This window comes from Pseudomonas sp. AC193 (assembly GCF_979258075.1).
Genome location: NZ_OZ409832.1, coordinates 5,436,807 through 5,448,421 on the forward strand (window position 1 = coordinate 5,436,807; position 11,615 = coordinate 5,448,421).

The 11,615-nt window shown below is 61.1% G+C and carries 9 protein-coding genes; 7 read left to right on the plus strand and 2 right to left on the minus strand.

From position 1 onward, the window contains the following. Positions 1-326: 326 nt before the first annotated feature. The 6 genes from ACZZ0D_RS24395 (at position 327) to ACZZ0D_RS24420 (ending at position 8,654) form a co-directional block, all read left to right on the plus strand. Complete coding sequence (locus ACZZ0D_RS24395; RefSeq protein ID WP_463554485.1) at positions 327-1,928, plus strand: glycosyltransferase; 1,602 nt, start codon at positions 327-329, stop codon at positions 1,926-1,928. After that, entirely contained in the window at positions 1,922-3,223 is a 1,302-nt protein-coding gene (locus tag ACZZ0D_RS24400; RefSeq protein ID WP_463554486.1) for a glycosyltransferase, read from the plus strand. The genes ACZZ0D_RS24395 and ACZZ0D_RS24400 overlap by 7 nt, the downstream gene beginning before the upstream one ends. After that, positions 3,220-4,374 (plus strand): acyltransferase family protein, encoded by a 1,155-nt coding sequence (locus tag ACZZ0D_RS24405; RefSeq protein WP_463554487.1) that lies wholly within the window; start codon positions 3,220-3,222, stop codon positions 4,372-4,374. Before ACZZ0D_RS24400 ends, ACZZ0D_RS24405 begins: the two co-directional genes overlap by 4 nt. After that, positions 4,368-5,195, plus strand: a complete 828-nt coding sequence (locus ACZZ0D_RS24410; RefSeq protein ID WP_463554488.1) for a class I SAM-dependent methyltransferase — start codon at positions 4,368-4,370, stop codon at positions 5,193-5,195. Before ACZZ0D_RS24405 ends, ACZZ0D_RS24410 begins: the two co-directional genes overlap by 7 nt. Positions 5,196-5,344: 149 nt before the next feature. Further along, positions 5,345-6,529: a DUF3142 domain-containing protein gene (locus ACZZ0D_RS24415; protein WP_463554489.1), complete on the plus strand. Its 1,185-nt coding sequence runs from the start codon at positions 5,345-5,347 to the stop codon at positions 6,527-6,529. Next, positions 6,516-8,654 (plus strand): hypothetical protein, encoded by a 2,139-nt coding sequence (locus ACZZ0D_RS24420; RefSeq protein WP_463554490.1) that lies wholly within the window; start codon positions 6,516-6,518, stop codon positions 8,652-8,654. Before ACZZ0D_RS24415 ends, ACZZ0D_RS24420 begins: the two co-directional genes overlap by 14 nt. Here the strand turns inward: ACZZ0D_RS24420 and ACZZ0D_RS24425 are convergent. Further along, positions 8,651-9,280 (minus strand): LysE family translocator, encoded by a 630-nt coding sequence (locus ACZZ0D_RS24425; protein ID WP_463554491.1) that lies wholly within the window; start codon positions 9,278-9,280, stop codon positions 8,651-8,653. The two genes, ACZZ0D_RS24420 and ACZZ0D_RS24425, sit on opposite strands and share 4 nt — an antisense overlap. 144 nt (positions 9,281-9,424) lie before the next feature. On the opposite strand from ACZZ0D_RS24425, the gene ACZZ0D_RS24430 reads away from it, so the two are divergent. Next, positions 9,425-9,898: an Lrp/AsnC family transcriptional regulator gene (locus tag ACZZ0D_RS24430; RefSeq protein WP_159813241.1), complete on the plus strand. Its 474-nt coding sequence runs from the start codon at positions 9,425-9,427 to the stop codon at positions 9,896-9,898. A 131-nt stretch (positions 9,899-10,029) separates the two neighbouring features. Here ACZZ0D_RS24430 and lpdA read toward each other — a convergent pair whose 3' ends face one another. Further along, positions 10,030-11,430 (minus strand): dihydrolipoyl dehydrogenase, encoded by a 1,401-nt coding sequence (lpdA, locus tag ACZZ0D_RS24435; RefSeq protein WP_463554492.1) that lies wholly within the window; start codon positions 11,428-11,430, stop codon positions 10,030-10,032. Between the last annotated feature and the right edge of the window lie 185 nt (positions 11,431-11,615).

Genomic DNA, 11,615 nt, shown 5'->3' on the forward strand with positions numbered 1-11,615 from the left:
AACCGCTAAGACGACAGGCGAAAACGTTGTTGTAGTTATTTGCTGTCAATCTGTGCCAATTGCCGAGCAATTTCAACTGGCCATACCGTGACTGGTCAGTTCTCGTCAGCGTAGCGGATTTATTCTCGCCGGGCGGTTCACGAATCCTCAACGGATGTGTTTAGAATGCCCCTCGTCGCCAAATCCCGGGGTTTGATTCGGGAACCGCGACGCAGGGTGAAACCGACCACTAAAACAAGAACGAAGACGTGTTTGATGACGAAGGACGAGTGCCGGCCCTGCCGACCCGATCCGACGCTCGGCCGTCATAGCATGAAGGTGCCGGGATGGCAGCTTCATCGTGGGATGCCATGAATTTCATTCTCTACTCGGACGTCAACGACAGCTCCATCAGCCAGAGCCTCGGGCGTCCCGAATACAGTTATTACTTCGTGCTCAAGGCCTATCGCCCGGTGCTGGAAAGCCTTGGGCGCGTGCACGTGGTCGCATCCACCGCCGACGTCGATCCGCTGTATCGACAACTGCTCGCCGCCGGCGAAGAAAGCCTGTTCCTGTCGTTCACCCCGCCGCAGAAAACCCCGGTCGACCTCGAATGCCCGACGATGTGCGTGGTGGCGTGGGAGTTCGATTCGATACCTGACGAGCAGTGGGACAACGACCCGCGCCAGGACTGGACGCAGATGCTCGCCCGGCAGGGCCGCGTGATCACGCTGTCGAGCCACACCGCCCGGGCGATTCGTCGCGCCATGGGTGAAGACTTTCCGGTGCTGGTGTTGCCGACGCCGCTGTGGGAAAACTTCGCCACGATTCGTCAGCAAACGCTGAGTACACCGGTGAGTCCGGGTACCACGCTGGCGATCAAGGGCTGTATTTTCGACACGCGCACCCTTGGCCTCACAGCCGATGCACTGATCCCGGTGCCGATCACCCCTGAAGAAGAAGCCGCGCTGGCCGCCGCCATCGAAGCCGCGCGCCCGCCACCGCTGACCCTCAAACGCCGCTTCGTCATCGCCCGGCATTACCTGCGTTTGTGGGCGCTGAATCTCGGCCACGAGCAGGCCGAGCCGGTGCCGCGAGTGAAGTTTCTCTACAACTGGTATTGGGAAGGCATTCGCGACCTGGTTCCGGACACGCTGCATGGCTGGCTCGAACAGCGACTGCCGGCGGTGTGTGGCGCGCTGCCGGTGCCTGTTATTGAACCGGTGCCACTGGATTTGCCGGACACCACCTCGGTGGTCGAGACCACAGTCGATGGCGTGGTGTATGTCAGCGTGTTCAACCCCAAGGATGGCCGCAAGAACTGGCATCAACTGATCACCGCATTCTGCTGGGCGTTCCGTGAAACGTCCGACGCCACGCTGGTGCTGAAGATTACCCAGAACGATCTGGCGTCCTATTACAGCGAATTAATGACCTTGCTCGCGCAGCTCACGCCGTTCGCCTGTCGAGTGGTGGTGATGCACGGTTACCTCGACGACGCGCAGTACGCCCGGCTGTATCAGGCCGCGAGTTTCTATGTAAACGCCTCGCGCTGCGAAGGCCTGTGCCTGCCGCTGATGGAGTTCATGTCCGGCGGCAAACCGGTGATCGCCCCCGATCACACGGCGATGGAAGATTACATCGATGAGTCGGTGGCGTTCGTGGTCAAGTCCAGCGAAGAGCTGACGATCTGGCCGCAGGACACGCGCATCATCTACCGCACGTTGCGCTATCGCCCGGACTGGGGCTCGCTGAAAACCGCCTACGAAAACAGCTATCGAATGGCCAAGAACCAGCCGCAGGATTATCAGCGGATGTCGGCGGCCGCCGTCGCGCGCATGCACGATTACTGCGCGTTCGCGCCGGTGCAAAAACGCATGGCGGACTTTTTCGCGCTGACACCCAAGGCTGTCGATGTGGCGCCTGTGACGGATAACGCCTCATGCTGATCATCATTCATTCGGAAACCAACCAGCACACCATCGCGCAGAATCTCGGGCGTTCGGAGTACAGCTATTACTTCGTGCTCAAGGAATATCGCCCGGTGCTCGAACGACTCGGGCGAGTGGTGGAAGTGCTCGATCCGCAGGCCGAGGTCGATGCGCTTTACCGGGAATGCCTGAGCCGCGGCGAGCCTTGTGTATTTCTGTCGTTCTCGCCGCCACATCGCACCCCGGTGCACCTGGCGTGTCCGACGCTGCCGGTGTTCGCGTGGGAATTCAGCACCATCCCCAACGAGCCGTTTGCCGGTGAGCCGCGCAACGACTGGCGCACCGTGCTGGCCGCTTGTGGCGCGGCAATCACCCATTCCAATTACACGGTCAACGCCGTGCGTGAGGCGATGACCGAGGATTACCCGATCGTCGCGGTGCCGGCGCCGGTGTGGGATCGCTTTGCCGCACGCGGTGCGCAGCTGCACGGGCAAACCTCGACAGGGCCGCTGCGCCTGACCATCAAAGGCTTGGTGGCGGACAGTCGCAAGCTTGATCTGAATGCCTTCGGCCCGGCGCACCTGCGCAGCGGCGAAGGCATCGATTTCACTGCGCCGGTCACTGAGCAAGAGTTGTTGCTCGATGGCGTGGTGTACACCTCGGTGTTCAATCCCGGCGACGGGCGCAAGAACTGGGAAGACATGCTCAGCGCGTTTTGCGTAAGTTTTCGCGACGTCGAAGACGCGACGCTGGTGCTCAAACTGACCCATCACGATGCCGAAGAAGCGCTCGGCGACATCCTTCATCACCTGTACAAAAACCAGTCCTATCGCTGCCGCATCGTGCTGATCTACGGCTACCTCGCCGATCCGGATTACGAGCGACTGGTGCAGGCCACGCGTTACGTGGTCAACACCTCGTACGGCGAAGGCCAGTGTTTGCCGCTGATGGAATTCATGTCCTGCGGCAAACCGGCAGTGGCGCCGCGCACCACGGCGATGATCGATTACCTGAGCGCCGACAACGCGTTCCTGATCGAGTCCACCGACGAACTCACCGCTTGGCCGCACGACCCGCGTCGGGCCTTCCGCACGTTGCGTTACGTGACTAATTGGGCGTCGTTGTGCGAGGCCTATAAAGCCAGTTACGACGTGGCGAAAAACCAGCCGGCGCGTTACGCACAGATGTCGGCGCAAGCGGTCAGCAGCCTGCAAGGTTTCTGCAGTCAGGCCGTGGCCGAGCAGCGATTGCAGGTGTTCCTCGCGCAGTTGTTCGAGCAACGCGCGGTGGCGATGGAAGCGCCCGAAGCATGACCAGTAAACGGATCATGGACATTGAAGTCCTGCGCGCGATTGCCGTGCTGGGCGTGTTGTTCCATCACTTGCAGGGCAGCCTGTTCACCGATCCGGTGCCGTTGCTGGAGCAGATTCATGGCTGGGCGCAGCCGTGGTGGGGCGTCGATCTGTTTTTCGCGATCTCCGGGTTTGTCATCGCCCGCAGCCTGATCCCGACGCTGCAAGGCTGTACGACGCGTCAGGAATATTGGCAGGAGACGCGCAATTTCTGGCTGCGCCGGGCGTTTCGGCTGTTGCCGTCGGCGTGGTTATGGCTGGCGCTGATGTTGCTGGCCTGCGTGTTTCTCAATCGCTCCGGAGCGTTCGGCACGCTGGCTGCCAACCTGCAAGCGACGCTGGCCGGGGTGTTGCAGTACGCCAACTTCCGCTTTGCCGACAGCTTCTTTCATTACGAATACGGCAGCAGTTTTGTTTACTGGAGTCTGGCGCTGGAGGAGCAGTTTTATCTGCTGTTCCCGCTGCTGATTCTGCTGTTTCGCCGACATCTGGTCTGGGCCTTGCTGGCGCTGGTCGCGGTGCAGATTCTGACCGTGCGCACGCCGTTGCTGATGGTGGTGCGCACCGATGCGCTGGCCCTCGGCGTGCTGTTGGCGATGTGGAGCGTGCAGCCGAGTTATCAGCGTTGGCAGCCGACGTTCTTGCGTCGTCCGTGGGCCGGCATTTCAGCGCTGATCGCCATCGGTTTGCTGCTGAGCTTTATGGCCACCGACCGTTTCACCTTTGCCAATTACCGCATCGGCTCGATCGCCGTGCTCAGCGCTGTGCTGGTGTGGATCGCCTCGTACAACCGCGATTACCTGATGCCGGCCGGAATTGTGCAGCGCTTGCTGGCGTGGGTCGGCAGTCGTTCCTACGGGATATATCTGATCCACATTCCGGCCTATCAACTGGTGCGTGAACTGATTTTACGTTTGCAAAATGCCGGTTTGCCGAGCCCGGCCGGGCACCCGATCGTCACGCTGTTGCTGGCGTTCGGCCTGATCGTGCTGCTTAGCGAACTGAATTACCGCTTTATCGAAATGCCGATGCGCAACCGTGGCGCTGCGTTGGTCAAACGCCTCGGCACGTCCCGAACCGCCGTCCCATCCTCTGGAGCCACCTCATGCTGAGCCTTTTGAAGAAACTCACGGCGGGCACGCCTGCACCGGCCCCCGCGCAGCCTGTCGCGGCGACCGTGGAAAAGACCGATCCGTACATGCTCGGCCTGCACGATGCGATGCTCAGTGGCTGGTTCAATCAGGAAACCGGCGAGCTGTTCACAGGCTTCCCGGTGACTGCCGATGACACGCTGCTCGACGTCGGCTGTGGCGACGGCGGCAACGTGCATTTCTGCGGCATGCGCGGGGCGAAGATCATCATTGCCGACATCGACGCGGCCAAGGTCGAAGCGACCCGTCAGCGCCTGAGCGATACCCCGGCGCGCGACATCGAATGCCACGTCACCGACTGCAATCCACTGCCGATTGCCGATGCCACGGCCACGCGTGTGGTCTCCACTGAAGTCATTGAGCACGTCGACGACCCGGCGCAATTTCTCGCCGAACTGGTGCGCGTCGGCAAACCGGGCGCCTTGTACCTGCTGAGCGTGCCGCACCCAAGCTCCGAAGACCTGCAGAAAGACATCGCTGCCGCCGAGTATTTCCAGAAGCCCAACCACATTCGCATCATCAGCGAAGAACAGTTCAAGGCGATGGTCAGCGAGGCCGGGCTGGAGATCATCAGCCACAGCCAATACGGGTTTTACTGGTCGATGTGGATGCTGCTGTTCTGGGAAGCCAAGGTCGATTTCAGCAACCCGGATCATCCGCTGCTCAATCACTGGGCTGATACCTGGCAAGCCGTGCTCGACTCGCCGCGCGGCGCGCAGATCAAACAGGCGCTGGATGCCGTTGTCGCGAAAAGCCAGGTGATCATCGCCCGTAAACCCTGAACACTTTCCCCTGTGGGAGCGGGCTTGCTCGCGAAGGCGGTGTGTCATCCAACCTATATGTTGGCTGACACGGCCCCTTCGCGAGCAAGCCCGCTCCCACAAGGTTTTGTGTAACCTTGCAGCCTTGTGGTGTTCGGGGGCTGGAAGGTATGCGGTTTATTGTGGGGCTGTTTTTGGGCATCGTGCTGTCGGGTTGCGAGCAACACGCCGCGCCACCCCTCGACCAACAACTCTACATCTGGCAACGCCAATGGACGCCGGCCCATGAGTCGGCGTTGCGCGACAGCCACAATGATTTCTCGACGCTGCGCGTGTTAGCCCTGCAAGCCTTCCCGAATGCCGGGTGGAGCCGCGCGCGAATCGATGCGCCGTTGTTGAAAGCCGATGGCCGTGCGTTGATCGCGGTGATTCGTCTCGACGGGCAACTCAAGTCGCTGGATCAGGATCAGGTCACTGCACAGATTCTCCAAGTGCTCGCCGATTGGCAGGCGCAAGGCCTGACGTTGAGCGGCGTCGAGATCGATCACGACGCCGGTAATGCGCGTTTACCGGCCTACGCTGAATTCCTCAAACAGCTGCGCTCGGCATTGCCGACAGACATTGCGCTGAGTATCACCGCACTGCCTGCCTGGCTCGACAGCGCGCAATTGCCGACACTTCTGCAAACCGTCGACAGCAGCGTGCTGCAAGTCCACGCGGTCAGCGATCCGCGTCGAGGTTTGTTTGATTCCGATCAGGCGTTGAAATGGGCCAAGGCCTGGGCGCGGATCACCGATAAACCGTTTTATCTCGCGCTGCCGGCCTACGGTGTCGCGCTGTTGCCGGACGACGGTGGGGCGCCGCTGGTGGAAAGTGAGGTGCAACTCGAGCGCGGTGGCGAGCGTCGGGAACTGCTCGCCGATCCGCTGTCATTGAGCCAACTCGGCAAGACCCTGCGCGAAGACCCGCCGGCGCACCTGGCAGGGTTGATCTGGTTTCGTTTGCCGCTGGCCAATGATCGCCGCGCCTGGAGCCTGACTACCTTGCGCGCGGTTGCCCGTGGCGATCAACTCGTCAGTGAGCTCGGCGTGACGTTCAGCGAAAACGATGGTCTTTACGACATCAAACTCGACAACCCCGGCAACCTCGACAGTGCCTGGCCCGCGCAAATCACCTTGAAGGCGCAAAGCTGTGAAGGTGCCGATGCGCTCGCCGGTTATGCATTGCAACAAGGCCCGGATCTGCTTACCTTCACCCGCCTGCACGACGGCCGATTGCCGGCGGGCGGACAACGCGCCATCGGTTGGGCGCGTTGCGCACATATTGATCAAGGAGGTTCGCATGTTGACCCGTAACTGGCCCCGCCATCTGCTCTGCCTGAGCCTCTGCTTGCCATTGGGCTCGGCGCTGGCCTGCGGCCCGGACTTCCCGATGCGTCTGCTCGACAATCGTGGGCAAACCCTGGCGGATCTGCCGGAGGGCAACTTCAACTTCGAACTCAGCCGCCTCGGCAAAGCCATTGCCGGGCTGAACAACGTCACGGCGGCGACGCACAATCCCAACGACCTGTACGGCGAAGAAAACGCAGCCGCCGAGGCGCGCGATAAGGCTGAACAGCTGGGTTTGAGCGCCGAACAGCAAACGCTGGTCAAGCAACTGCGCGGCCTGACCGATGCCCATCAGGTCGAGGTGCAGGGCGCCAGCCTGCCGACGGAAATTCGTTTGTACGTGGCCGGCGCAGTGGCGTTTGCCACGGGCGATCATCAACTCGCCGTCGAATATTTCAACAAGCTGCTGGCGCTGCCGGCGGATCAGCGTCCGTTGCGCAGCACCTGGGCTGCGTATTCTCTCGGGCGCACGTTGTTCGCCATGAGCAGCGAGGCCGGGGATAAGGTCGTCGCGCTGGAGCGATCGCGTGATGCGTTCCGTCAGGCTCGGCAACTGAGCATCGACGGTTTCAGCGATCCGTTGGAGCTGGGTGTCGCCAGCCTCGGCGAAGAGGCGCGGGTGGTGCGCGCCGCTGGCGACTGGAACGCCGCCATCGAATTGTATGAAGCGCAGAACCTGCACGGTTCCGCCGTGGGTTACACCTCGCTCAAGCAATTGATGAATGAGTTGGCGGAATTGCCCGAGGCCGAACTGGCCGAATTGCTTCAGCACACATCGGTGCAGCAACTGGTCACGGCTTCGTTGGTCAGCCGTCAGGGCTGGTCGTTTGGCGACGAACCGCCGAACGAAAAGAAACTGGTGAAGCTTCTGCAAAACAGCACCCGTGGCAGCCTGGAAAATGCAGATCGTCTGGCAGCGATGAGTTATCAACAGGGCGATTACGCCGGTGCCAAAGCTTTTCTCGAAAATGCCGGCGACGGTGGACTCGCGTGGTGGCTGCGCGCGAAACTGGCGGTACGTGACGGCGACAAAAATGCCGCCGCCGCAGCCTATTCGAAAGCCGCGCAGGCCTTCCCGCAGAAAGAAGATTGGGGTTATCGCCGTACCCCGGACTGGGCGTACGAAAGCCTGCAGCCGAAATGCCGGGTCGAAGGCGAAAGCGCGATTCTCGCCTTGCAGCGCGGCGAATACCTGCAAGCGTTCGTGCAGTTGTATCGCAGTAACAGCGCCTATTGGTTCGATGCGGCGACCGTGGCCGAACGCGTGCTGACGGTTGAAGAGTTGAAAAAATACGTCGACGATAACGTCCCGGCACCGCCTGCACTGACCCAGCAGGAGCGCGATAACTACGTGCCGCTGCCGGTCGCCGCCAGCCTGCGCAACCTGCTCGGTCGGCGCTTGCTGCGCGAAGGGCATTACGCCGAAGCCGTCGCGTATTTCGACAATCCCGACCTGCAAAACAAGGCGCGGCTCTACGGTGAGCAACGCTTGAAAGCCGATTCCGCATGGTGGCCGACCAAGCGTGCCAGTGCGCTGTACAACGCCGCGTGGACGGCGCGCGAGTGGGGCATGGACATCCTCGGTTACGAGATGGCCCCGGATTACGCCACGTTCGGCGGCAACTTCAGCCTGGAATCCACCGAGCTGAAAGTCGGCCCGCTGGTCAGCGAAGCCGAAGTGCAGCGCCAGAAGGCCAGCGAAGCGAAACCGGATGAGCGTTATCACTACCGTTTCGTCGCCACCCAATTGGCCAGCCGCGCCGCCGATAACCTGCCGCACACCAGCCAGGCGTTTGCTGCCGTGTTGTGTAACGCGGCCGGCTGGAACAGTAGCCTCGAAGAGCAGAGCGCGTTGTATCAACGTTACGTCAAGGAAGGCCCGTACGTGTTGTGGGCGGTGGATTTCGGCAATCAGTGCCCGTACCCGGATTTCGAAAACGCCGACAAGCGTTACGTCACCCAGGTCACGGACTCCGTACGCACGACGCTGCGACCATACAAGTGGCCGGTGCAGGTTGGCGCGATTGTCTTGGTCACGGCCGCCGCGTTGCTGTTGATCAGCCGTCGTCAGCGCAAGGCCCGCAGAGGCTAAGCCTGCTGGACGAAGGTCAGGCGCACGGCGAAACCGATCAACAGGCTGCCGAACAACCATTGCTGCACCCGTTGCGCCGTTGGACTGTGTTGCAGCCAACGGCCCAGCGCGGCGCCGGTCAGCGCATAGGCGCTGTCGAACAGCAGACCGACGCCGACCAGCAGCGCACCGAGCAGGGCGAACTGGCTCAGCACCGGCGTGCCGTCGGCGACGATGAACTGCGGCAACAGCACCGAGCAGAACAACAGGGCTTTGGGGTTGAGCAGGTTGGTCAGCAAACCTCGGCGGATCGCTGCGCGCCATTGGCCGTGGCTATCGGCAGTTTCACCTGCCGTCAGGTTCGGCAGCAGCGTGCTGCGCAGGCATTGAATACCGATCCACAGCAGATACGCCGCACCGGCGAGTCGCACCACTTCGAACGTCCACGGCGCTGCTTTGAACAACGCCGCCAATCCCAACGCCGCTAACGCCACATGACAACCCCGGGCAATCGCCAGCCCTATCGCCGTGGCCAATGCTGCGCCGCGGCCCTGACGCGCACCGGTTTGCAGGAGCAGGATCATGTCTGGGCCGGGCAGCAGAAAAACCACCGCCAATGCCAGGAAAAACAGCCAGAGACTCGCCACGGTTCAGTCCTTTCGTTGTCGATTCGGTAGCGCCAGTCTAGGGCTGAAGGGCGGGGCAGGTGCTTGCGTAGTCGGCTTCAAAAGCTTCTGCAATTGGCATAACCTGCTAGCTTTATGCGCGATAACTATCGGGATCTGCCAAACATGAAACTGGATGCCTTCGACCGCAAAATCCTCGCCGCCCTGCAACGGGACGGGCGCCTGAGCAACGTCGAGCTGGCGGATGAAATCGGCTTGTCGGCATCGCCGTGTTTGCGCCGGGTGCGGATGCTGGAAGAAGCGGGGGTGATTCGCGGCTATCAGGCCAATCTTGATCGCGACGAAGTCGGGTTGGGGCTGACGGTGTTTGTCGGGGTCAAGGTCGAACGCCATAACGACGAACAGGCCGAGGCGTTTTATGCGGCGGTGACGGCATTGCCGGAGGTGATTTCAGCGTTCCTGGTGTCGGGTGAATCGGATTTTCTGCTGCAAGTGGTGGTGCCGGATCTGCGCGCGTATGACCGCTTTCTCAGCGGCTGCCTGTTGAAGTTGCCGGGGGTGAGCGACATCCGCAGCAACTTCGCGATTCACACGGTGAAGACACCGGGGGCTTTGCCTTTGGGACATCTGCCGACTTGAAACCGAGGCGCGCCTTTCGCGAGCAAGCCCGCTCCCACATTCGACCGCATTCCTCCTGAAAGAGCGCGATCAACTGTGGGAGCGGGCTTGCTCGCGAAAGCGGCAGTCCAGCCAATAAAAATTTCAGATCCCTACATCTGCGTCGCCATCCCCTCAACATTCATCGCCGCCTGGCGCAACGCCTCCGAGCGTGTCGGATGCGGATGACAGGTCAAGGCAATGTCTTCCGCCGAGGCACTGAATTCCATCGCCACACAAAACTCACCAATCATCTCACTCACGCTCGGCCCCACAAGATGCACGCCGAGCACTTCGTCCGTGCGTTCATCGGCGAGGACTTTGGCAAAACCCTCGGTCTCATGGTTAATCTTCGCCCGGCTGTTGGCGGTGAACGGAAACTTGCCGACCTTGTAGGCGCGACCCTCAGCCTTGAGCTGCTCTTCGGTCTTGCCGACGCTGGCCAGCTCCGGTTTGGTGTAAATGACGTTGGGGATCAGGTCGTAATTGACCTCGCCAGCCTTGCCGTGGATCTGCTCGACGCAGGCCATCGCTTCATCCTCAGCCTTGTGCGCGAGCATCGGCCCGGACGTGACGTCGCCAATCACCCAGACGCCAGCCGCTTCGGTGCGATGCTGTTTATTGGCGAGCATGCCGCGCTTGTCGGTGCTCAGACCGACGTTTTCCAGGCCCAGGCCTTGGGTGTACGGACGACGACCAATCGCCACCAGCACGTAATCGGCTTCGAGCAGTTCCACCGTGCCGCCCGCCGCCAGCTCAACGCTGAGCTGCACGCCGTTCTCCGACGTCGTAGCGCTGGTGACTTTCGAACTCAACTTGAAGGCGATGCCCTGTTTGCTCAGCGAGCGCTGCAGGGTTTTGCCGGCCTCGCCATCAACACCAGGGCAGATGCGGTCGAGGTATTCGACCACGGTCACCTGCGCGCCGAGTCGCCGCCACACCGAACCCAATTCCAGGCCAATCACGCCGGCCCCGATCACCACCAGATGCTTGGGCACTTCGCTCAGCGACAGCGCGCCCGTTGAATCGAGGATGCGCTTGTTGTCGATCTCGACACCGGGCAGGGGAGTGGGCTCGGAGCCGGTGGCGATGATGATGTCTTTGGCAGTCAGCTCGACCTTATTGCCCTGATCGTCAGTCACCGTAACCTTGCCCGGCCCATCGATGTGGCCCCAGCCCTTGATCCAGTCGACCTTGTTCTTGCGAAAGAGAAACTCGATGCCTTTGGTCAGGGCGGTCACGCTTTCGTCTTTCTGTTTCATCATTTGCCCGAGGTTCAGCGTCGGTTTGACTTCGATGCCGAGGTTGGCGAATTCCGCACCCATCGCCGCGTCATACAGCTCCGAGGCGTGCAACAGGGCTTTGGACGGCATGCAACCGACGTTCAGGCAGGTGCCGCCGAGGGTCGCCTGACCTTCGACGCAAGCGGCCTTGAGGCCCAACTGGCCGACGCGGATCGCCGCGTTATAACCACCGGGGCCGCCGCCCAGAATCACTACGTCATAGTTGCTCATGCGCTTGCTCCTGATGAATGGATGCGGATCGCTAAAAGTAGCTGTCGATAAAAATTACGAACGTAATATGTGCGTTTCCAGACATTTCGGTCAAGGCTTCAGGCAAGCGACAGGTTGAGCATCTTTGAATACGGGTAATTGTGTACGAATATTTCACGCTTTTCGTTATATCGTAACGATATGAA

Coding starts and splice junctions, on each gene's coding strand:
- lpdA (WP_463554492.1), bottom strand. CDS start 11,430: ATGAGCAACTATGACGTAGTGATTCTGGGCGGCGGCCCCGGTGGTTAT.
- ACZZ0D_RS24395 (WP_463554485.1), top strand. CDS start 327: ATGGCAGCTTCATCGTGGGATGCCATGAATTTCATTCTCTACTCGGAC.
- ACZZ0D_RS24420 (WP_463554490.1), top strand. CDS start 6,516: ATGTTGACCCGTAACTGGCCCCGCCATCTGCTCTGCCTGAGCCTCTGC.
- ACZZ0D_RS24410 (WP_463554488.1), top strand. CDS start 4,368: ATGCTGAGCCTTTTGAAGAAACTCACGGCGGGCACGCCTGCACCGGCC.
- ACZZ0D_RS24400 (WP_463554486.1), top strand. CDS start 1,922: ATGCTGATCATCATTCATTCGGAAACCAACCAGCACACCATCGCGCAG.
- ACZZ0D_RS24415 (WP_463554489.1), top strand. CDS start 5,345: ATGCGGTTTATTGTGGGGCTGTTTTTGGGCATCGTGCTGTCGGGTTGC.
- ACZZ0D_RS24405 (WP_463554487.1), top strand. CDS start 3,220: ATGACCAGTAAACGGATCATGGACATTGAAGTCCTGCGCGCGATTGCC.
- ACZZ0D_RS24430 (WP_159813241.1), top strand. CDS start 9,425: ATGAAACTGGATGCCTTCGACCGCAAAATCCTCGCCGCCCTGCAACGG.